We start from the raw sequence: 23127 nt of genomic DNA on the forward strand, positions 1-23127 counted from the left end.
AATGAACTTCAAAGGTAAAATTGCAATAGTAACCGGTGCTAGTCGAGGGATCGGTCGCGCTATAACAGAGAATCTAACAATACATGGTGCTACAGTATTAGGCACAGCTACAACCCAAAACGGTGCAGATGCCATTAGTAAATATTTAGGTTCTAATGGTAAAGGCTTCCTTCTAAACGTAAGCAACATAGATTCTATTGAACAAACATTAGATCACATTCACGGAGACTTCGGTGAAATAGATATATTAGTTAACAATGCAGGCATTACACGTGATAAACTACTTATTCGAATGAAAGATGATGAATGGAATAAAGTAATTGACACTAATCTGACATCGATCTTTCGTTTATCTAAAGCCGTTTTACGAACTATGATCAAAAAAAGAAACGGTAGAATTATTAATATTGGATCTGTAATTGGCAGCACAGGAAATATAGGACAATCTAACTACTCAGCAACTAAAGCAGGTTTAATTGGATTGAGTAAATCTCTCGCGCGTGAAATAGCATCCCGTGGTATCACCGTAAATGTCGTAGCACCTGGATTTATTGAAACTGACATGACACGGACTTTCAGCGCAAAAACACGAGAAGAAATTATGACAAAAATACCTATCGGTCGCCTTGGTCAAGTTCAAGACATTGCACAAGCTGTAACATTTTTAGCCTCTGAGGCAGCCTCATACATTACTGGAGAAACACTTCATGTGAATGGTGGAATGCTCATGATATAATCATTAAATAAACTGTATAAATCATGGCATAACTCACTGGAATTTAGTTGCATCTTTTTCAACATTTTATAAACTATAAAAACCATCGCGCAAGCGAGTTTTGATAGGAAATTGAACTATATGAGCACTATCGAAGAACGTGTTAAAAAAATCATTAGCGAACAGCTTGGTGTTAAGCAAGAGGAGGTAGTCAACGTTGCTTCTTTTGTAGAAGATCTGGGTGCAGATTCTCTTGATACTGTTGAATTAGTGATGGCATTAGAAGAAGAGTTTGATACTGAAATCCCGGATGAAGCAGCTGAAAAAATAACTACTGTTCAAGCTGCTATTGATTACATTAATACGCACTAAGTATCAGTGATCAGTTTCAGGCGGATATGTTATAACCGCCTGAACTTCATAATGCTAATGTGTATAAAGTAAATTAAACTATACATCATTCCGTCGAGAGACGGATCTAACACTATATTCACGCGGTGAACTTGTAGTACGACGGTTATCATCTCGATTAAAGCTACCTAAACGTCGTTCATTTTTAGCTTCATTACTGAAGCGATTTCCTTCACTTGAATAAGAGGGGCTTAAACTACTATTACTATAACGACGTTCAACACTACGACGGATATACGCATCACCTATTAACTTCATATTAATAGGCTTATTGAGAATCATCGTACGAGAAACATTCTGAATTAAAGTATTAGACATGCCTTTTGGCAACTCAATCGTTGCATATTTCGAAAATAATTTAATATTACCAATATAACGACTGTTAATTTCACCTTCATTAACAATGGCACCAACGATGTGACGTACCTCTACTCCGTCATCGCGTCCTACTTCAATTCGATATAGGGCCATTATATCTCTAATCTCTTGCCGATATCTCCGAGATCGGTCTCCATCTTTTAGATCACGACCAGATCGATGATTCCGACGGTCTTCGCGATCTCTAGCTTCGCGGCGAAAACGATATATCGGATCTGAAGGTATTAAAAGAGGACGCTCACCTTGAGCAATTTTTAATAAAACTGCAGCTAAAATCTCAATATCTATTGAATCAGAAGGCTGTATTTTAGAAAGTAATGCTCGATACTCTTCTAAATCGCAACTTTCTAATTGCTTTTGAATTTTTTCAGAAAACTTTTCTAAACGACGCTGTCCAAGTAATGTAGTATTTGGCAATTCAACTTCTGGGATGCTCAGCTTCATATTACGCTCAATATTGCGCAATAAACGACGCTCTCGATTCTCTACAAAAAGAAGAGCGCGACCAGCTCTGCCTGCTCGCCCAGTGCGACCAATACGATGAACATAAGATTCTACATCCATAGGAATGTCATAGTTAATAACTAAGCTTATTCGATCAACATCGAGACCGCGCGCGGCAACATCTGTAGCAATTAAAATATCTAGACGACCATCTTTTAAACGCTCTAAAGTCTGTTCACGTAATGATTGATTCATATCACCATTAAGAGCAGCACTATTGTATCCGCTTTTCTCCAGTGATTCAGCTACCTCTAATGTAGCATTTTTTGTACGCACAAAAATAATAACCGCATCAAAATCTTCTACTTCCAAAAAACGAGTTAACGCATCTGTTTTTCGCCCATAAACAATCCAATAACTTTGACTAATATCCGGACGTGTATTCACACTTGACTGAATACGTATCTCTTGAGGATTTTTCATAAAACGTTTAGTAATCCGACGAATTGCATCTGGCATGGTTGCAGAGAATAAAGCTGTCTGATGATTATCCGGAATTTGCGCCATAATCGTTTCAACATCTTCTATAAACCCCATTCGAAGCATTTCATCGGCTTCATCTAAAACTAACCCATGAAGTTTAGATAAATCCAGCGTACCACGTTTTAAATGATCGAGAAGACGACCGGGTGTACCAACAACAACCTGAGGTCCATGGCGCAAGGCTCGTAACTGAACATCATAACGCTGCCCCCCATAAAGAGCCACAACATTTAAGCCTCTCATATTTTTAGAAAACTCTGTAATTGCTTCCGAAACCTGCACTGCTAATTCACGAGTCGGGGCTAAAACCAAAATCTGTGGCGATTTGCTGGTTAAAATAATGTTTTGAATCAATGGTAATGCGAAAGCTGCGGTTTTTCCGCTTCCAGTTTGAGCCATTCCTAATACATCTCGACCAGCTAAAAGATGCGGAATACATTCGACCTGAATAGGAGATGGTCTAATATAACCCATAGAATTGAGAGATTGAATTAAGGTCTCTTTTAAACCAAGAGACGAAAAAGTAGTTTGCATATCAGTCATGTAGTACATGTGCCTCTTAGATTGCATCGGCCAGTCTACATAACTTATTGTGAAAATTGATAATTATTTTCATCAAAAGATGTGTACCGGCTCAATTAATTAATGTCAATACACTAAAATTTATCCATCAATATCATGGTGATCGGACTGGTATTAAATAAAAATCTGATATTTCGAACCAGTCATTATCTGTGTATATTTGAAATATTAACTGTATTCAATAATAAATCATAGAATACTAAATATTAAAATCCATTATCAAATATTTTGATATATTATTATGTTACCTATTTAAAAAAGAAAACATCTTGATCAGATTAATACCTGATTAAATCATGACACTTATAAATCTCATCCACGCTCTAATCCTTCCTCTAATTAAGTATGCTAATATATAATTTTAAATAAAATTAGAAAAACCTAATAGAACAGTATTCTATCTGAAATATGTATTTTACATCTTGTGATAAAATGAAGAATGAGATGGTCTATCCTTGGAAAAATCATAATCTAAAATCTATCATCGACTATTTAAAACTAAACATAACTAATATCCAAAATTTTATTCTCACTTGTAGCTAGTAAATTAAAGAAAATTCAACGTCTTTGATTCATAGATAATATCTGCACTAAAAGTAGATAAATATATTTTAAATAAATAATATGATTCACAATAATATATTGACCTGTATGATCTACATCATACAACACTATTTTCATATATAAAAGCCGTGCAAACATGTCCTTAGCACATAATTAAAAAAATTATTCTTACTTTTATAAAAAAGTAAAACTATAAATATAGTTCTTCAGAGATATATACATATCCAATAAGTAAAAATTAATTCAATAATCATCTTGTCTGCTTTAGTTACCTTGGTATGAAAAGTCAACACACTCTCTCAGAGTACATGCCCACCATTCTAGGCGAGCATGAATCTAACATACTAAACATTCTATTATTTTCAAGTTTCTTGGTGTAGATTATTAAATCTAAGATTATTGTATAGCATCTTTCATACTTAAACGAATTCGACCTTGTCGATCTACCTCTAAGACTTTAACTAAAATATCTTGTCCCATATGAAGATAGTCTGTTACTTTTTCAACACGTTTATCAGTAATCTGAGATATATGAACTAACCCCTCTTTGCCACCTGTAATAGCCACAAAAGCACCAAAATCTACAATCCGCATAACCTTACCATTATAAGTACGACCGACTACAATATCTTCAGTAATTGCTGCAATCCTACTAAGAATATGTTGTACCTTCTCATCATTAATAGCTGCAATTTTTACTGTCCCATCATCATCAATTTCAATGGTAGTCCCCGTCTCTTCAGTAAGAGCTCGTATCACAGCTCCTCCTTTACCAATCACATCTTTTATTTTATCAACACTAATGTGAATAGTTTGCATACGTGGAGCAAACTGAGATAAATTACAACGTGGACTGCTTAATGCCTTTTCCATTACATCTAAAATATGTAAACGAGCCCCCTGAGCTTGATTAAGCGCGAATCGCATAATTTCAGGTGTTATACCTTCAATTTTTATATCCATCTGAAGTGCAGTAATACCTTCACGACTACCTGCAACTTTAAAATCCATATCACCTAAATAATCTTCATCACCTAGAATATCAGAAAGTACAACAAAGTTTTCATTATCCTTCACAAGTCCCATTGCGATACCAGCAATGGCTGATTGTATAGGAACACCTGCATCCATTAATGCTAAAGATGCACCGCATACAGAAGCCATAGATGAAGAACCATTTGATTCAGTAATTTCAGACACTATACGCACGGTATAAGGGAAAGTCTCTTCTTTTGGCATTACAGCAAGTAAAGCTCGTTTAGCCAAGCGACCATGGCCAATTTCACGACGCTTCGGTGAACCAACTATACCAATTTCACCTACAGAGTATGGAGGAAAATTATAGTGAAACAAGAAGTTATCAGTACGCTCGCCCATGATTTCATCTAAATTCTGTGCATCACGCGAAGTACCCAATGTAGCAGTAACAAGAGCTTGGGTTTCACCACGTGTGAAAAGTGCAGATCCATGAGTGCGCGGTAATATACCAGTGCGAATATCTAAGGCCCTAATCATATCTTTATCACGACCATCAATACGTGGTTCACCATCCAAAATACGACTTCTTACTACATTTTTCTCTAAATCATAAAAAATGGCATTGATTAAATCAAGATCCAATGACTGGTCATCTTCTAATAAACACGAAATAGTTTCAGATTTAATTAAATTAATCTGTGATTGCCTTTCCTGTTTTTTAGTAATAGAGTAAGCCTCACTAAGACCCGATTCAGCTAATTCAGACATTCGTAATCGTAATGACTGATTCACCACTTCTGGATTCCAATCCCAATGTGGTTTTCCTGCTACAGCTACCAAAGAATTTATATTATTAATTACAATCTGTTGCTGTTTGTGCCCAAATACGACCGCACCTAACATTTCTTCTTCAGTTAAAATCTCGGCTTGAGATTCAACCATTAGTACCGCACCTGTAGTACCAGATACTACTAAATCCAGTTTACTCTCCTTTAATTGATCAGTTGTTGGATTCAGAACATATTGGTTATTGATATAACCCACTCGCGCAACGCCAATAGGTCCATTAAATGGCAATCCTGACAAAGCTAATGCAGAAGACGCCCCAATCATTGCAACAATATCAGGATTGACCTGAGGATTAACAGATACCACGGTAGCAATAACTTGTACTTCATTAAAAAATCCTTGGGGAAACAACGGTCGAATCGGCCGATCAATTAAACGTGAAGTCAGCATTTCAACTTCACTAGGCCGACCCTCACGACGAAAAAAACTACCTGGAATACGACCAGCGGAATATGTACGTTCTTGGTAGTTGACGGTGAGAGGGAAAAAGGACTGGCCTGGTTTTGCCTTTTTCTGACAAACCACAGTTACAAATACCGTTGTTTCATCCATACTGACCATAACAGCCGCAGTAGCTTGACGGGCCATTATACCAGTTTCAATAGAGATCGCATGTTGACCGTACTGAAATTTTTGTACCATCGAAGTGAGCAAAATTAGTTCCTCAATTATAGCGTCTAGTCTATCTTAATATAGTATCTAGCCTATTTTAAATAGATGTCATTAATCGAATCTTCGTGATGCATCATGATCGATAAATATTTTCCATAGCTAAAGGAAAACAAATCTCCCCTCTAAGCCCGGGCTATACTATCTCTTAGCAAGAGATAGATGCACTCTATCTCTTGATCTAACGTCGTAAACCTAACTTCATGATTAACCAATTGTACGATCTAACCTTTTTTCTCTTTAGATAATGTAAAAGCTGTCTTCTTTGCGACACCATTCGAAGAAGACCACGACGACCATGATGATCTTTTTTGTGCTCAGAAAAATGAGATTGAAGATGATTAATGCGGGCAGTTAACAATGCTATCTGTACTTCTGTAGCACCGCTATCCTTATCATTCTTACCATACTCAGAAATAATCTTTTGTTTTTTTGTCTTATTTAGAGACATAGTTATAACTCCAATAAATGTACTATACATATATAGCTGCCGATCTCTAATTCAGCTATTAAATATTCTTCATAAACTAATAAAAATATGCAATCTGGATCAAATATAATAAAAACACTTCTCTACTTCTTATTAGTAGCATAACTTAATATCAACTATCTTAGAATAATCGTTAGTATCTGATATATCTGTTTTTACAGTAACTACCATTAATGTAACATACTATTTCATACATATTGCATAACATACAATTAGATTTAAGTTATAAACACAGAATCTTATATTCTATATACGTAAATTTTTAATCAACAGAATTACTTCTCTAGTTGGAGATATAATTATCACAACTCATAAAGTAAAAATTTTCTATTTTAATGATCTAAATAAAGGAAAATGATGTAATTAAAAATCATCATAATACATTTATACCTATCATAAAAAATAATCAGTATCTCGTACTCTTTATCCCTAATACCAATCGACATAATACCATTCTCTATAACACCTGCTTTATATTATAAATTCTACATTACACATTTACTCCAACTGATACTAAACGACGAGGAAACACAATGCCATCAGAAGTAAGCTCTGCCATCCCAAGAAACTTATCTTGACTACCTTCACTTACGCGCACTAATCCAGATTCCAGAGAACTATCTACTCGTACCGGGCAACCTTTCTTGAAAGACTCCGCGAGTATCGGAAATAACTTGATCTTTGGATATAAAGAGACAGGACTATCTATTGACATAAGAAGAGGATCTAGCGAGTATTGCGATTTTATACCAGCAAGACAGGCTTGATCTTTGATTTTTTCAAGGCTCTTTAAAGTAATCATCTGATCTATCTGATAATGTGCAACCTGTAAACGACGTAAATAGATTACATGCGCACCACAGCCTAGTTTTTCACCAAGATCGTCAATAATAGTGCGGATATATGTTCCTTTCGATACATGCATCTCTAACTTTATTTCATGTTTATTATAACTTATGCATAATAATTTATGTACTATAATCCTACGTGATAAACGCGGTACATGGCGACCTTTTCGCGCATATTGATAAAGTTTATGTCCTTGAAATTTAATGGCTGAATACATTGGAGGGGTTTGTTCTATTTCACCACGAAAACTATGCAATGATTTTTCTAATATTTCATCAGTAAATGTCACTTTACGTTCACTTAAAACAGCACCTTCTACATCTGCAGTAGTAGTTCGTTGTCCAAGTCTAGCAATAACCTGATAATATTTATCAGAATCAAGTAGATATCGAGAAAACTTAGTTGCCTCTCCTAGACAAATAGGTAACATACCACTAGCTAACGGATCTAATGTACCAGTATGCCCTGCACGATTAGCGTGATATAAACGCTTTACTTTCTGTAAAGCGCTATTAGAAGTTAGACCAGAAGGTTTGTCTAACAATAAAACACCATGTATATTGCGGCCCACATACAAAGGATATTTCATGAGTTTAGATGACCTTCTTCCATTTTGTCTTCTGCTAAAGCTCGTCGATGTGTGTCAAGAGTAACTAAAGAAGAAATTAAACTAGACATACGCTCACCTTCTATTAAGGAGTTGTCATGACAAAAAGTCAAACGAGGTATAACACGAAGTGTCATTACTTTACTCAATAAAGTACGAATATAGCCAGAAACTTTTGATAAAACTAGTAAACGCATTTGAATTTGTACATCTTCTTTTTCATTTAGAAATGTAACAAATACTTTAGCATGAGATAAATCACGAGAGACATCCACCCCAGAAACAGTTACCATTATATTTAAACGAGGGTCTCGAATTTCAGATTGAAGAATAACGGCAATTTCTCTGTGGAGTTCTTGAGCAATACGCTGTAAACGACCGCACTCTTTTTCCATATAAGTGATCTCCTGATATTAACTCAGCTAGAGAGGCCCATTTCGTAAATTTTTAACATTAGCGAGCCTCGACCATCAACCCTTTTTATAACCCTATAACCTAAATAAAAAAGTCCTATACTGACTGATCAAGCACAATATCTATGCAATTCTTATTTTCTACATTAGGAGTTTTAATCGATCGTTCGTTGTACTTCAATTATTTCAAACACCTCAATCACATCTCCTACACGAACATCGTTATAATTTTTTACACCAATACCACACTCCATTCCATTACGAACTTCATTCACATCATCTTTAAATCGTCTAAGCGATTCTAATTCACCCTCATAAATTACTATGTTATCACGCAAGACACGAATTGGATTATGACGCTTGATTGTACCTTCAGTTACCATGCAACCACCAATAGCACTAAACTTGGGAGATTTAAACACGTTACGAACAGTGGCCAAACCTATAATCTTCTGTTTATACTCAGGCGATAACATTCCACTCATCGCTAATTTGACTTCATGGATCAAATTATATATAATCGAGTAATAACGAAGGTCTATATTTTCTACATCTATAATTCTCCGTGCTGATGCATCAGCGCGCACATTAAAACCAATTACAATAGCATTAGAGGCTGCAGCCAAAGTGGCATCAGTTTCTGTAATACCACCAACACCTGAACCAATAATTTTAACTTGAACTTCTGAAGTGGATAAACTAATTAGCGCATCTGAAATAGCCTCTACCGAACCTTGAACATCAGCTTTTAGTACAATGTTCATTTCAGATATCTCACCCTCTTTAATACTAGAAAACATTTTTTCTAATTTAGCTTTTTGCTGGCGAGCTAATTTTATTTCTCGAAATTTACCTTGACGATATAATGCAACTTCACGAGCCTTCTTTTCATCACGAACGACGGTAGCTATATCTCCCGCTACTGGAACACCAGACATACCCAGAATTGCAACTGGAATTGATGGCCCTGCTGTTAAAACCTCACGACCTAATTCATCACGCATCGCTCGAATACGACCATATTCAAGACCACATAAAACAATGTCACCTTTTTTTATCGTACCTTCACGAACTAAAATACTAGCAATTGGTCCTCGACCTTTATCTAAAAAGGACTCAATAACCACACCAACTGCCATACCTTGATGTGCCGCTGTAAGTTCTAGCATTTCTGCTTGTAGAAGAACGGCCTTTAGCAAGTCATCAATACCTCTACCAGTTTTAGCAGAGAGATTGATAAAAATATTCTCCCCACCCCACTCTTCTGGAATAATACCATATGGCGTTAATTCATGTTTAATACGCTCTGGATCAGATTCCACCTTATCACATTTATTTACTGCAACTACAACCGGGACTTTAGCCGCCTTAGCGTGCTGAATCGCCTCAATAGTCTGAGGCATAACCCCATCATCTGCAGCTACTACTAAGATAACGATGTCTGTCACCTTGGCTCCACGAGCTCGCATAGCGGTAAAAGCCGCATGCCCTGGCGTGTCTAAAAAGGTGATCATACCATTTACCGTTTCTACATAGTAAGCACCGATATGTTGAGTAATTCCCCCCGCTTCTCCAAAAGCAACTTTGGTAGAACGAATATAATCTAGCAAAGATGTTTTACCGTGATCAACATGACCCATTATAGTGACAACAGGAGCTCGTTTAGCTAAAACTATATCAGTATCCCGATCACTCATTAAAGCTGCTTCTAACTCATTTTCTCTCCGTAATGTTACTTTATGACCCATTTCTTCTGCTACTACCTGAGCAGTTTCTTGATCGATCACTTGGTTAATCGTGGCTAAAACACCTAACTTCATCATAGTTTTAATCACTTGAGACCCTTTCACAGCCATCTTATTAGCTAATTCCGATACAGTAATAGTTTCACCAATTATTACATCACGGTTAATAACCTGTGCAGGCTTATGAAAACTCTGTTGTAAAGCACTGGTCTTACGCTTGCCTCCTTTACCATAGCGCACTTGTGCACGAGCTTCTTCACGATCGGTTTTAGCTTCAGAATGTTTATTACCTTTTTTTCGAACTTGAGTTTTAGGTATACGTATGGAACGACTTCGACGCTCATTTTCAACCTGAGCATCATTCTCATCTTCTGCTTCTCGAGCATGAGTAGAGGTTGTAACATGATAGTCGGAAATATCCTCTATCTCTTTAATGATTGTTGACCACTCTTCACCTTTTTCTTCTGCCATTTTACGCGCTTCGCGGGCAACACGTTTAGCTTCTTCTTCAATCTTACGATGATTTTCTTCTTCAGATTTACGTTTTAATTCCAATACCTGTGCTTCACGACGAACTTTATCAGCTTGCTCAATAGAAGAAATAGTATTAGAGTTTTTATCACTTATTTCTTTTCTTACTATTATTTGACGATGAAACTTATTATTTTTAATATTTTTAGTTTTCTCTACATGTTTAGTTAACTCTGAATTTAATTCTAAAATTTGAGATTTAGAATTATCTTTACGACACTCAACAGATTTAGATTCACGACATACTTGCGTTTTTTCTTCTCCTTGCGTTCCACGAGTTGAAGCATAATTCGTATAAGTACGCTTTTTTCGGATCTCAACTTGCACTGATTTTCTTTTACCTCCAGTGCCTAGAACGTTCAAAGTACTTCGCGTTTTGCGTTGTAAAATCAATTTACCTAATCCACTATCATGATTACAGTTAAGATGAGCAAGAAGTGCCTCTTTTTCATGCTGAGTAACAAAATCAGTTTCAGTTTTTTGCATTCCCGCATCAGCAAATTTCTGTACTAGGCGTTCTATCGATGTCTGAATTTCTACAGCCAGCGATTTTATAGTCACATCTCTCGTCATGCTACTCCTTCCTGCTACAGTTTATTATGTTTCGGCACCGAACCAACATATATTGCGTGCAGCCATAATTAATTTACCAGCCTGCAACTCATCGGTTAGGCCCTCAATATCTGACAAATCATCCACACCTTGTTCTGCAAGGGCCTCTAACGTACAAACTCCTTTTTTAGCTAGTCTAAAAGCTAAATCTCGCTCTAATCCCATAAAATTAAGTAAATCTTCAGACGGCTGAATATCAACCATGCCTTCCTCTCTAGCAAGAGCAAGAGTAGTTAATGCATCCTTAGCACGATCACGTAACATTTTTACCCTGGCCACATCTAAGCCATTAACCTCCAATAACTCATTGAGAGGAACGTAAGCTAACTCCTCTAAAGAAGAAAAACCAGATTGCACCAATGTAATGGAAAGATCTTCATCAATATTTAAATATTTAGTAAAAATATGAACAGACTTATCAACTTCAGCCTGATGCTTTATTTGTAAATCCTCTAGCTTCATTACGTTTAAATCCCAACCACTTAGCTGTGAGGCTAAACGAACATTTTGACCATTACGACCAATAGCCTGCGCTAAATTTCCAGATTCTACAGCAATATCCATTGTATGAGCATCCTCATCTACCACAATAGAAGTCACATCTGCTGGAGCCATCGCATTGATTACAAATTGCGCTGGATTATCATCCCAGAGTATAATATCAATACGTTCACCCCCTAACTCACTAGACACTGCCTGAACGCGAGCTCCGCGCATACCAACACATGCACCTATTGGATCAATGCGTTTATCATTAGTTTTAACAGCAATTTTAGCTCGTGAACCTGGATCACGAACCACGGCCTTAATCTCAAGAATTTCTTCCGCAACTTCAGGAACTTCAATACGAAATAACTCAACTAACATTTCAGGCCGAGAACGACTAACTAACAACTGAGCCCCACGCGCTTCAGGACGAACAGAGTACAACACTCCTCTAACACGATCTCCAGGTCGAAAATTTTCACGAGGTAACATATCTTCTCGAATAATTACTGCCTCTGCGATAGCATTAGAGCTATCGCTGGAACGAACTTCAAGAGAAATCATGTCACGACTAACTTTCTTCACTATACTAGTAATAATCCTACCTTCTTGTTTGCGAAACTGATCTATAATCATAGCACGTTCCGCTTCACGCATTTTTTGTACAATCACTTGTTTAGCGGTCTGAGTTGTAATACGATCAAAGGTAACAGATTGAATCTGATCTTCAACATACTCGCCTAAAGAAAGCGATCCATCATCATACAGTGCGGCTTCTAATGTAATCTCGCAAGTAGGATGACTAACTTCTTCAACAATGCGCCAACGACGAAAAGTGTCAAAATAGCCACTTTTTCGATCAATTATCACGCGCACATCAATATCGTGTTCGTATTTTTTTTTAGTGGCTATGCCCAATGCGCTCTCTAGCGCTTCAAAAATCTTCTCGCGTGGGAGCGATTTCTCATTAGAGACCGCTTCTACAACAGCTAAGATTTCTTTATTCATCCCAGTATGCCTCAATCCAGACTTCGAAAGGTAGGAAACCGCGTTTGCTTGCTAGATGCTCATTAGCACATGTTTTGTCGTTACCCTTGCAAACGGTTACCATCATATCTTTAAAAAAAACTAAAGAGTAGCCTGCCACTTTCAGGGTTCTGATCTCTAATGTATAAAACGCGACTCGACTGTATCCGATACTATCTACATCATTGTATGAATAATTTATTTTTCATCCTTCAAGGCTACAGAAACCCCATGTTCTCTCTTTATTTTAACCGACAACCAAAATAACTCAGTTAAAATACTAAAACTACTATGAAGTTTAACAGTAACATCTTTATTCACCTGTCTGAACATGACAACAAGAGAAAAACTAAAACCATACTCTGACTTATTTAAAAATCACATACTAATACAGTATAGATATAAATTTATTGATAAAAGATTACAATCTATATACATCCTGTTTATCTTAATCTCGATTAGTAGATGTAAAAAAAGGGCCTAATAGAGCCCATTAATCCTTGGTCCAGTAATAAAAAACCCCGAAACATTTCGGGGTTTTTTATTACTGGACCATTGTAACCCGCTGATAAAAGTTCGGTAATGTCCAAAAACTTTCTCTCTAACAATCTACCATAATATGTTATATAAAACTATATCACTAAAATAGTTTATAAAAATGGTTGCGGGGGTTGGATTTGAACCAACGACCTTCGGGTTATGAGCCCGACGAGCTACCAAACTGCTCCACCCCGCGGTTTATTATATATCAATCCAGAATCAATACACAAGAAAAAATTTAATTAAGAAATAATTTTTTATGGTACCGAGGACGGGACTTGAACCCGTAAGCCCATTTAGGCACTACCACCTCAAGGTAGCGTGTCTACCAATTCCACCACCACGGCTTATCAAAAAATCAAGACAATTTCTATATACTTAATTTTATAAAAATCTTCCTTCTGTCTTATTTAAGGAAGATCTTTCTTTTTTTTAAAAGAAGAAGATACACTAGGATTAGAGTTTTGATCATGTTCTAAATGAACAATTTTATCCAATTTATCATCATTTTTTTCTGAATGATTATTCATATTACCTAATATCAAGCTAATAAAAAAAAATAAAATCGCTAAAAAAGGGGTTATGCGACGAGTCAAGAAACCACCTGAGCCGCTAGATCCAAAAAAAGTACTAGAAGCACCTGATCTTAAAGAATTGCCTATAGATATACCTGACCCCTTTTGTAATAAAATCAAGATAATTAACGTAATTGCTATTATTATAAATATACAAACAAAGGCTGAATAAATACTTAACATCCTTTTTCCACTGCCTATAAATATCACAATCTAAAAAATATCTTAACAATTAAAATGAATAAACCCTGTTCTTAAAAAGATATTATATCTATAATAGCTACTTATTTCTAATAAGTACTTCTAATTTTTTAATACTATTCTTTTATCTAATCTCATTCATTGATAATTATAATATAACATAAAAATATTATCAATACATAGATCTTTTTATTTGAAAAAAATCAAAATATGCTATTTATATCAGAAATAAAAATAAAATTTATACTACATTCTAAACAAAATATAATATTCGATTATCCTTTCGTGTAATAAATCAAAATTTTCTAACATAATCTAATAACTATATATTCAAATCCCTATTCAGATAAAAATATTTAAAATCTATTTTCATACAATGGCATTTTATTTAAAATAAATATACTCTTCTTGTTTTGATTGTCAAAACAATTATATGCAAAATTTCAAAATATCCATATTCTTTTAACTCAATCAAACTAATGCCCAAACAGATACTCATACATAATGTATCTATTAAAAAACAAACAATATATAATAAAATTATATTACATTGATCTTATTTCTTTACAATCAGAAAAAAAATGCAAAAATTAAAACATCATTGAAGTTGACAAAGAATATCAATAGGTTTAACTATCTGATTTTCCAATAAAAGTGAAGTAGATATATAAACAATAAATCCGAAAAAACAATCATAACAAAATAAATTATTAAAAAATCCACATCTATACTATAGTTTTTATGACATGCGCGATATGTTGCGCTAAAAAAGTAACTTGCTTAATATTATCTCCTTCTACCATAATACGAATTAGTGGCTCGGTACCAGACTTGCGCAAAAGAACGCGCCCACAACCTTTCAACTCTAATTCTGCTTTAGATTGTATTTCTTGTACCTGTATCGATTCTAACGGATTCCCATTTCTGCTACAAGATACATTAATCACTCTTTGAGGAAAAAGCTTAATACCACTACATAAATCATACAAACTCGTATTATTATTTAACATCACAGCTAACACCTGTAAACCAGCAATAATACCGTCACCTGTAGTAGTTTTATCTAATAAAATTACATGACCAGAATTTTCTGCTCCTAAGCGCCATCCTTTTTCTCTTAACATCTCCAATATATAGCGATCTCCAACACTAGATCGAGCAAATGGAATACCCAACTCTCTAAGAGCAATCTCTAAGCCCATGTTACTCATAATCGTACCAACTACACAACCTTTTAACTCTTTTCGGTACAATTCCTCACGAGCAATTAAATATAAAATTTGATCACCATCAACTTTATGACCAAGATGATCAACCATAATAATTCGATCACCATCCCCATCGTATGCTAACCCAACATCAGCTTTTTCTTCAATTACACGCGACTGCAGTAAACGTAAATCAGTAGAACCACAATTTTTATTAATATTTATTCCGTTAGGCTGTACACCAATTGCAATAACTTTAGCACCAAGGTCTCGTAAAACATTCGGTGCAATATGATAAGTTGCACCATTAGCACAATCAACAACAATCTTCAACGGATTTAGTGTTAAATAACTTGGAAACGTACCTTTACAAAATTCAATATACCGACGGGTAGCGTCACTAATACACGTAGTCTGGCCTAAAATCGAGGAATCTACACAAGTAAATGATTGCTCTATTTCATTTTCAATTGCTAATTCTACTTCATCAGAAAGCTTTCTACCCTCATTCGAAAAAAACTTAATACCATTATCATCAAACAAATTATGTGATGCAGAAATAACAATTCCAGCAGAAGCTCGAAAAGCACGAGTTAAATAGGCTATAGCTGGGGTCGGAATAGGACCAGTTAGAGCCGTCGATAATCCAGCCGCTGATAACCCAGCTCCTAAAGAAGATTCCAGCATATAACCAGAAATTCTCGTATCTTTTCCAATTATAATTTCCCTAGAATCATAGCGTAACAGAACCTTTCCTAGAGACCAACCTAGCTTTAAAATAAAATCCGGAGTAATAGGTAGCTGACCCACTCTACCACGAATACCATCCGTACCAAAATATTTCCGTATGCGCATGCTATTTACATATCCCTGCCATTAACAGCCCGCATCATTTCAACAATCCGCAATACCTCTATAGTTTCTTTTACATCATGAACGCGAAAAATATGAACACCCTGAAGCGCAGCAATAACTGCGCAAGCTAAACTTCCATTTAAACTATTCAAGGAACTTACGCTTAAAAGATCAAAAATCATACTCTTACGCGACATACCCACTAACAACGGTAAACCAAAATGATGCAATCTTTCCAGTTGACCTAATAATTGATAATTGTGAATAATACTTTTACCAAAACCAAAACCAGGATCTAATATTAACTGAACTTTTTTGATCCCAACCGCTTCGCAACGAGCAATATTCTCTATGAAAAATGCTTCTACATCATTTAAAACATCATAATAAAACGGATTATCCTGCATGTTATGAGGCTCGCCCTGCATGTGAACTAAACAAACAGGTAAACCTAATCTCTCTACCATAGCAAGAGCACCTGGAGACCTTAAAGAACGAATATCATTAATCATATGAGCACCAGAATGAGCTGCCTCATGCATTACTTCAGGTTTTGATGTATCAATAGAGATCCAAACTGAAAAACGTTGAGCAATACCTTCAATTATAGGTATCACGCGCTCTAATTCTTCTTCTATACTAACCTTCAAAGCATAAGGACGAGTAGATTCGCCACCTATATCAATTATAGTAGCGCCAGCATCAATCATTCTCTCAACATAGGTAATTACCTCAGGTAATACGTGATTTTTACCTCCATCAAAAAAAGAATCAGGAGTCATATTCAAAATTCCCATCACATGAGAGTGAGTTAAATCTAACATGACATCCCTTGCCCATAACTTCATAATACATTATCCCCAGTTTTGAGCCATATCACTCTTGGGAGTACCAATCATTTATTAACAATCATTCCTACAACAGAATTATTGTATTTACTTACTTTTAGTTCTCTCAAACATCGTATTATTAATACTAGATGCATTAGAAACATTATCCATAGGAGAAGTATCTGGTACTCTATTTATATCAGATTCATTGGTTTGATCAAGATCGACCCATCCTTCTGGAGGATGAACCGCACGACGTGCCATTAAATCCTCAATCTGAGAAGCATCAATAGTTTCATACTTCATTAAAGCTTCTTTCATGGCATGTAAAATATCAATATTTTCATAAAGAATTGAACGAGCACGTCTATAATTTGTTTCAATTAAAGACTTAACTTCTTGATCAATGATACGCGAAGTTTCATCAGACATATGTTTAGGTTTTGCTACTGAACGACCAAGAAATACTTCACCCTCTTCCTCTGCATACAAAAGGGGACCAAGTTTTTCTGAAAATCCCCATTGAGTAACCATGTTTCGGGCAATGGATGTTGCTACTTTAATATCATTAGATGCACCCGTAGAAACATTTTTAATACCATAAATAATCTCTTCCGCTAAACGACCACCGTATAAAGTAGAAATCTGACTTTCAAGCTTTTGTCGACTGGCATTAATTGAATCACCTTCAGGAAGAAAAAAAGTTACACCTAATGCTCGACCTCGAGGAATAATAGTAACTTTATGTACTGGATCATGTTCAGGAACCAATCGACCGATAATTGCATGACCAGCTTCATGATAGGCAGTAGAGGCTTTCTGTGCTTCAGTCATAACCATGGAACGACGCTCTGCACCCATCATGATTTTATCTTTAGCTTTTTCAAATTCAAGCATAGATACAGTCTTCTTATTATCACGAGCTGCAAAAAGCGCAGCTTCATTAACTAAATTTGCAAGGTCTGCACCAGAAAAACCAGGAGTACTACGAGCAATAATACCTGTTTCAACATCAGTTGATAAAGGTACACACCGTATATGTACTTTTAAAATTTGCTCACGACCCCTTACATCTGGTAAACCCACTACAACTTGTCGATCAAAACGACCAGGACGTAATAATGCCGGATCTAATACATCAGGGCGATTAGTTGCTGCAATTACAATAATACCTTCATTGCCTTCAAAGCCATCCATCTCGACTAACATTTGATTTAGTGTTTGCTCACGCTCATCATGTCCCCCACCTAATCCGGCTCCTCTCTGACGACCTACAGCATCAATTTCATCAATAAAAATAATACATGGCGAAGCTTTTTTTGCCTGATCAAACATATCTCGCACACGAGATGCACCAACACCAACAAACATTTCTACAAAATCAGAACCAGAAATAGTAAAAAATGGTACTTTAGCTTCACCAGCAATTGCTTTTGCAAGAAGGGTCTTACCAGTACCTGGTGGACCAACCATAAGCAAACCTTTTGGAATCTTACCGCCTAATTTTTGAAATCGACCAGGCTCACGAAGATAATCAACTAATTCACTTACCTCTTCTTTAGCCTCATCACAACCAGCAATATCAGAAAAAGTAGTTTTAATTTGATCGTCAATTAACATTCGGGCCTTGCTTTTTCCGAAAGACATCGCTCCCTTGCCACCACCAACCTGTATTTGACGCATAAAGAAAATCCAAACACCAATAAGCAAAAACATCGGAAACCATGAAATAAAAATCGATGTTAAGAGACTGGGTTCTTCAGGCGGATCTCCGAGAACTTTAACATTTTTAGTTAATAAATTATCCAATAGTTTTGGGTCATTCATTGGGAGATAAGTAACATATCTCCGGCTATTACTGGTGAGCACATCAATTTTCCTACCATTAATACGAGCCTCCCGTACTTGATCCTGATTAACTTCTGACAAAAAGGTGGTATAATCAACCTGATGGCCATTTGACTCATTAGGTCCAAAACTCTGAAATATCGACATTAGCATAACTGCAATAACTAACCAAAGAATTAAGTTTTTTGCCATATCACTCAAGTAATTAACCTCATGTTATACACGCTATAAATAAACAGCATTAAGTATTGCTCTAAAAACCACTCATTCCTTTAATTTAAGATAGTATAAGATCTCTCTCTTCTACGATTTGAGGCATAGGTCCTGTAGCAACAATATAAACCTCACGTGAACAAGAACGTGAAGAATTTGGTTTACGAATTTTAACACTAGAAAATAAAGAGCGAATATCTCGTAAATATTCTTCAAAACCCTCACCATGAAATACTTTTACTACAAATCTCCCGTTAAATGATAAAACTTTACAACAAACTTCTAACGCAATTTTACATAAGTAAAATGATTGTGAAAGATCAATCACAGAATTACCAGTCAAGTTAGGAGACATATCAGACATCACCACCTGAACTGAAGTGCAACCTATTCGCTCCAAAATAGCCTCCATCAATAATGGATCTCGAATATCTCCTTGTAAAAATTCAACTCCAATAAGTGGTTTCATCACAATAAGATCACAAGCAATTACACGACCAGTAGAACCAATTTGCCTTGATGCGTACTGTGACCATCCTCCTGGAGAAGATCCTAAATCAATCACTGTGATCCCATAACTAAATAATTTATCGCTTTTTTGAATAGAATCCAACTTAAACCAAGAACGTGATCGTAAACCTTGTTTTTTTGCTTGAAGCACATATTGGTCACTGAAATGTCGTTGAAGCCACCAATTAGAACTTATCGAGCGCTTATTAGTTCCCATATTACTTCCACATCTATTTTAGATTAAATAAAAACTAGATAGATAGAGTAAGGTCCTGACTTAATCTGATACAAAATACAAAACACACTATACATTAGGTCTTTAACCATTGTGGGATTTGACTATAAACAATATGCAATCAATTCATGCAACGCAATGATTCGAATTAATCTGACGTCTTGCTAACATATAAAACAATTTATCAATGATGTCACCTTATCACGTACATCGAAAATAATATATTTTTACCATAAATCAATACTTCACACAATCACACAAATACAAACAAAATATCTAAGGTTGCTTACAAAGCAACTCTAAAAAAATAAACACAACTGTTCATTAATCCATATTGCTTATTATGAATAACTGTAATACTTAAAAATATAATAATAATATTGATGGATATCACAAAGATGATTAAGACTATTAAGATACAAGCTTCTCAAAACCCGCTAGATATACTAATTTATATAGTATTTAACCTCTGATATCGATACTCATATTCTAAACATGTTCTCAAGATAACACACTAATCATTTATTTATATAACTGTATTCCTTCTATCAATATAGAAAAGATTATATTTTAATCAAAATAAACTGATAGATATCATAAAACTTCTTAACCAATAAAAAATAAAACAGCATGTAAAGAATAATTTTCTATACTCAGAAAACATTTGTTAAATATCATAGCCTATATCATGAAGGTATGATTAATATCATTTAAATTCAAAAACTAGAGATATTCTACTCGTATAACCTGATATTCAACATCGCCCCCAGGGGCTTTAATAACAGTGATATCATCAACCATCTTACTAACCAATCCACGCGCCATAGGTGAATTAACCGAAATTAATTGTTTTTTAAAATCCGCTTCGTCATCACCTACAATCCGATAGGTAAATTCTTCATTCGTTTTAATATTTAGGACTGTAACAGTAGACCCAAAAATTACACGCCCATTAGCATTGACAGCCATTTTTTTAACATCAATAACATGAGAATGTGAGAGTTTTGTTTCTAATTCTTTAATTCGACCTTCACAGAAACCTTGTTCCTCACGAGCGGCATGGTATTCTGCGTTTTCTTTTAAATCCCCATGCTCACGAGCATCAGAAATTGCAGCAATCATAGCAGGTCTTTTTACATTTTTTAATTCTTCTAATTCTTGACGAAGCTTATGTAAACCTCTTAATGTCATGGGAATCTTATTCATACTTACACCTCCTAATACCGACCCACTCAAGATAGTATAACACTGAAAACAATATAAAATATTGTATATTCTCTAATAGAATTACAATCAACCATTCTGACTAAAGAAGAAGGTTCTGTACAGAATAAAATCTTCAACCAATTGAAAAATATCATCCCAAAACTAATTATAGATTATCTATTTTTTCTCTCTAAAAAACTTATATAATGTTTATATAATCTTTAATTGATTAAAGAATAATTTCAATATGTTTACTCGAAACACTAAAAGAAAAATTTTAACCTTATCTGAACTTCTATTTATCCATAATCAATAATAAAAAATACTAAAAGTTTATCCAATTTTATACATAAAACCCCACAATAAAAATAAAAAACATTACCTTCTACCATTTAATAGATCTTTACCTGACTAAAATATATAAATTTAAAGAGATTTATTTATTAAAAAATCCAATCTAAAAATAAGATTAAGAATAAAGAATCATTACATACCTTATGAATATTTTTAAGCATTAAAAATATCCTCTTGTTCAATATCTATAACATCAATCACTATATTGATACAATCATTATACATTATCTTACGCATTACTAATATTACCCATTATTAACTTACTACTACTTACTTACCAATACAGAAACTAGAAAATATACGATTTAATAAATCGTTAGAACTGAATACACCCGTAATCTCATTCAATGCCTCTTGAGCTAAACGTAAATCCTCCGCTAATACATCTTGCTCTTCCTCTAAAAAGAGGTGATGATAGGCATTCTTAAGATACATATCAGCTAACTCTAAAGCCTCTAAATGACGACGTCTAGCAAGAAAAGCACCCTCAATGGAACCAACTAGACCTATTTTCACTTTTAAATGAGCATAAAGATCAGATATACCCTCTCTGGTCAATGCCGAAATAGAAAGAACTGAATATCCATTCTTTTCTACAACGCCTATTTTTTCATTTGTTAAATCTATCTTATTCCGGACAACAGTAAAGGAAGGAATACTCTCTAAAAGATGGGCAAAGTCTGGCCAGATCTTATCTGGACTGATATAATCAGTACAAGTAGCGTCACAAACAAATAAAACATGGTCGGCTTTTTTAATTTCTTTCCAAGCTCGTTCAATACCAATCTGCTCTATTTCATTATTAGCCTTGTGCAATCCAGCAGTATCAAAAATGCAACATGGTATACCATTTAAATTAATATGCTCACGCAATACATCGCGCGTAGTACCTGCAACATTAGTGACAATAGCAGATGAGCGCCCAGTAAGTAGATTAAAAAGAGTAGATTTTCCTACATTAGGCCGACCAGCGATCACGACTCTATATCCTTCACGAAGAATACTACCTAAGTGCGCCTCTTTACGCACTAAATCTAGATAAAAAACTATTTGATCAAACTCTGTTTTGATCCTCTGAAAACAGACATCGATCTCTTCATCTGGAAAATTAAGAATAGTTTCTACGTGCATTCTTAGACTAGTTAAACTTTCAACTAGATCTTTAATGCGCGTCGCAAAACCACCTTGCAATGAGCATACTGCTGAACGTGCCGCCTGTTCTGTACTAGCATTAATTAAATCAGAAATTGCTTCAGCCTGTGTAAGATCTAATTTATCATTCAAGAAAGCACGTTCTGAAAACTCACCAGGCTTAGCAATACGTAAACCAGGTAATAACAAGATACGTTTTAAAAGTAAATCTAAAATAACTGGACCACCATGCCCTTGAAGTTCTAGAACATTTTCACCTGTAAAAGAATATGGAGCAGGAAACCATAGTGCAATACCTTGATCTAATATACTACCATTTAAATCAAAAAATGGAAGATATTCTGCGTATCTCGGTTTCGGTAGAGTTCCAAGCACCTGCCGTGCAACCTCATCCGATTTATGACCAGAAATACGTAAAATCCCAACACTTCCATACCCGGCCGCAGTGGCCTGTGCCACAATCGTATCACTATGATGCATAGGTGATTCTCTTTTTATAGTACCATGA

18 protein-coding genes and 2 tRNA genes are annotated in these 23127 nt (G+C 35.2%); 2 read left to right on the forward strand and 18 right to left on the reverse strand.

Going from position 1 to position 23127, the window contains the following annotated elements:
* Position 1 precedes the first annotated feature (1 nt).
* Positions 2-736: a 3-oxoacyl-ACP reductase FabG gene (fabG, locus tag HACICURT3053_RS02480; protein WP_157992152.1), complete on the forward strand. Its 735-nt coding sequence runs from the start codon at positions 2-4 to the stop codon at positions 734-736.
* A gap of 120 nt (positions 737-856) precedes the next feature.
* Entirely contained in the window at positions 857-1087 is a 231-nt protein-coding gene (gene acpP / locus HACICURT3053_RS02485; protein ID WP_157992316.1) for an acyl carrier protein, read from the forward strand.
* A gap of 78 nt (positions 1088-1165) precedes the next feature.
* On the opposite strand, the gene HACICURT3053_RS02490 is transcribed toward acpP, so the two are convergent.
* From HACICURT3053_RS02490 to mnmE, 18 genes are all read right to left on the reverse strand, one after another.
* The gene (locus tag HACICURT3053_RS02490) at positions 1166-3034 is read right to left on the reverse strand and encodes a DEAD/DEAH family ATP-dependent RNA helicase (RefSeq protein WP_157992153.1); all 1869 of its coding nucleotides are present in this window, start codon (positions 3032-3034) and stop codon (positions 1166-1168) included.
* Positions 3035-4033: 999 nt separating this feature from the next.
* Positions 4034-6106 (reverse strand): polyribonucleotide nucleotidyltransferase, encoded by a 2073-nt coding sequence (gene pnp / locus HACICURT3053_RS02495; RefSeq protein ID WP_414973887.1) that lies wholly within the window; start codon positions 6104-6106, stop codon positions 4034-4036.
* A gap of 208 nt (positions 6107-6314) precedes the next feature.
* The gene (rpsO, locus tag HACICURT3053_RS02500; protein ID WP_157992155.1) at positions 6315-6584 is read right to left on the reverse strand and encodes a 30S ribosomal protein S15; all 270 of its coding nucleotides are present in this window, start codon (positions 6582-6584) and stop codon (positions 6315-6317) included.
* Between the two features lie 529 nt (positions 6585-7113).
* The gene (gene truB, locus HACICURT3053_RS02505; RefSeq protein WP_157992156.1) at positions 7114-8061 is read right to left on the reverse strand and encodes a tRNA pseudouridine(55) synthase TruB; all 948 of its coding nucleotides are present in this window, start codon (positions 8059-8061) and stop codon (positions 7114-7116) included.
* Entirely contained in the window at positions 8058-8474 is a 417-nt protein-coding gene (gene rbfA, locus HACICURT3053_RS02510) for a 30S ribosome-binding factor RbfA (protein WP_157992157.1), read from the reverse strand. The genes truB and rbfA overlap by 4 nt, the downstream gene beginning before the upstream one ends.
* 173 nt (positions 8475-8647) lie before the next feature.
* Positions 8648-11341: a translation initiation factor IF-2 gene (gene infB, locus HACICURT3053_RS02515; protein ID WP_157992158.1), complete on the reverse strand. Its 2694-nt coding sequence runs from the start codon at positions 11339-11341 to the stop codon at positions 8648-8650.
* 24 nt (positions 11342-11365) lie between these two features.
* Positions 11366-12874 carry a transcription termination factor NusA gene (gene nusA, locus HACICURT3053_RS02520; RefSeq protein WP_157992159.1) on the reverse strand — a complete coding sequence of 503 codons (1509 nt, stop codon included), beginning with the start codon at positions 12872-12874 and terminating at the stop codon, positions 11366-11368.
* On the reverse strand, positions 12867-13013 hold the full coding sequence (locus tag HACICURT3053_RS02525) for a hypothetical protein (RefSeq protein ID WP_157992160.1): 147 nt from the start codon (positions 13011-13013) through the stop codon (positions 12867-12869). The genes nusA and HACICURT3053_RS02525 overlap by 8 nt, the downstream gene beginning before the upstream one ends.
* A 337-nt stretch (positions 13014-13350) precedes the next feature.
* Positions 13351-13482 (reverse strand): hypothetical protein, encoded by a 132-nt coding sequence (locus tag HACICURT3053_RS03410; RefSeq protein ID WP_269472359.1) that lies wholly within the window; start codon positions 13480-13482, stop codon positions 13351-13353.
* A gap of 69 nt (positions 13483-13551) precedes the next feature.
* Positions 13552-13628 (reverse strand) — tRNA-Met (locus tag HACICURT3053_RS02530).
* Between the two features lie 64 nt (positions 13629-13692).
* Positions 13693-13779 (reverse strand) — tRNA-Leu (locus tag HACICURT3053_RS02535).
* Positions 13780-13842: 63 nt separating this feature from the next.
* Positions 13843-14190 (reverse strand): preprotein translocase subunit SecG, encoded by a 348-nt coding sequence (gene secG / locus HACICURT3053_RS02540; RefSeq protein ID WP_157992161.1) that lies wholly within the window; start codon positions 14188-14190, stop codon positions 13843-13845.
* A gap of 743 nt (positions 14191-14933) precedes the next feature.
* The gene (glmM, locus tag HACICURT3053_RS02545; protein ID WP_157992162.1) at positions 14934-16271 is read right to left on the reverse strand and encodes a phosphoglucosamine mutase; all 1338 of its coding nucleotides are present in this window, start codon (positions 16269-16271) and stop codon (positions 14934-14936) included.
* Positions 16272-16276: 5 nt separating this feature from the next.
* Complete coding sequence (folP, locus tag HACICURT3053_RS02550) at positions 16277-17119, reverse strand: dihydropteroate synthase (RefSeq protein ID WP_157992163.1); 843 nt, start codon at positions 17117-17119, stop codon at positions 16277-16279.
* A gap of 87 nt (positions 17120-17206) precedes the next feature.
* A complete protein-coding gene (gene ftsH, locus HACICURT3053_RS02555; RefSeq protein ID WP_157992317.1) occupies positions 17207-19141 on the reverse strand; it encodes an ATP-dependent zinc metalloprotease FtsH in 1935 nt (644 codons plus the stop codon).
* Between the two features lie 85 nt (positions 19142-19226).
* Entirely contained in the window at positions 19227-19889 is a 663-nt protein-coding gene (gene rlmE, locus HACICURT3053_RS02560; protein ID WP_157992164.1) for a 23S rRNA (uridine(2552)-2'-O)-methyltransferase RlmE, read from the reverse strand.
* A 741-nt stretch (positions 19890-20630) separates the two neighbouring features.
* Complete coding sequence (gene greA, locus HACICURT3053_RS02565; protein WP_157992165.1) at positions 20631-21113, reverse strand: transcription elongation factor GreA; 483 nt, start codon at positions 21111-21113, stop codon at positions 20631-20633.
* A gap of 624 nt (positions 21114-21737) precedes the next feature.
* Positions 21738-23099: a tRNA uridine-5-carboxymethylaminomethyl(34) synthesis GTPase MnmE gene (gene mnmE, locus HACICURT3053_RS02570; RefSeq protein ID WP_157992166.1), complete on the reverse strand. Its 1362-nt coding sequence runs from the start codon at positions 23097-23099 to the stop codon at positions 21738-21740.
* Positions 23100-23127 lie beyond the last annotated feature (28 nt).

The organism is Candidatus Erwinia haradaeae (genome assembly GCF_900698855.1).
In the GTDB taxonomy this organism is placed as follows: Bacteria; Pseudomonadota; Gammaproteobacteria; order Enterobacterales; family Enterobacteriaceae; genus Erwinia_E; species Erwinia_E haradaeae_F.

Coding starts and splice junctions, on each gene's coding strand:
- secG (WP_157992161.1), bottom strand. CDS start 14,190: ATGTTAAGTATTTATTCAGCCTTTGTTTGTATATTTATAATAATAGCA.
- truB (WP_157992156.1), bottom strand. CDS start 8,061: ATGAAATATCCTTTGTATGTGGGCCGCAATATACATGGTGTTTTATTG.
- greA (WP_157992165.1), bottom strand. CDS start 21,113: ATGAATAAGATTCCCATGACATTAAGAGGTTTACATAAGCTTCGTCAA.
- fabG (WP_157992152.1), top strand. CDS start 2: ATGAACTTCAAAGGTAAAATTGCAATAGTAACCGGTGCTAGTCGAGGG.
- rlmE (WP_157992164.1), bottom strand. CDS start 19,889: ATGGGAACTAATAAGCGCTCGATAAGTTCTAATTGGTGGCTTCAACGA.
- rbfA (WP_157992157.1), bottom strand. CDS start 8,474: ATGGAAAAAGAGTGCGGTCGTTTACAGCGTATTGCTCAAGAACTCCAC.
- folP (WP_157992163.1), bottom strand. CDS start 17,119: ATGAAGTTATGGGCAAGGGATGTCATGTTAGATTTAACTCACTCTCAT.
- pnp (WP_414973887.1), bottom strand. CDS start 6,106: ATGGTACAAAAATTTCAGTACGGTCAACATGCGATCTCTATTGAAACT.
- rpsO (WP_157992155.1), bottom strand. CDS start 6,584: ATGTCTCTAAATAAGACAAAAAAACAAAAGATTATTTCTGAGTATGGT.
- acpP (WP_157992316.1), top strand. CDS start 857: ATGAGCACTATCGAAGAACGTGTTAAAAAAATCATTAGCGAACAGCTT.
- infB (WP_157992158.1), bottom strand. CDS start 11,341: ATGACGAGAGATGTGACTATAAAATCGCTGGCTGTAGAAATTCAGACA.
- HACICURT3053_RS02490 (WP_157992153.1), bottom strand. CDS start 3,034: ATGACTGATATGCAAACTACTTTTTCGTCTCTTGGTTTAAAAGAGACC.
- ftsH (WP_157992317.1), bottom strand. CDS start 19,141: ATGGCAAAAAACTTAATTCTTTGGTTAGTTATTGCAGTTATGCTAATG.
- nusA (WP_157992159.1), bottom strand. CDS start 12,874: ATGAATAAAGAAATCTTAGCTGTTGTAGAAGCGGTCTCTAATGAGAAA.
- mnmE (WP_157992166.1), bottom strand. CDS start 23,099: ATGCATCATAGTGATACGATTGTGGCACAGGCCACTGCGGCCGGGTAT.
- glmM (WP_157992162.1), bottom strand. CDS start 16,271: ATGCGCATACGGAAATATTTTGGTACGGATGGTATTCGTGGTAGAGTG.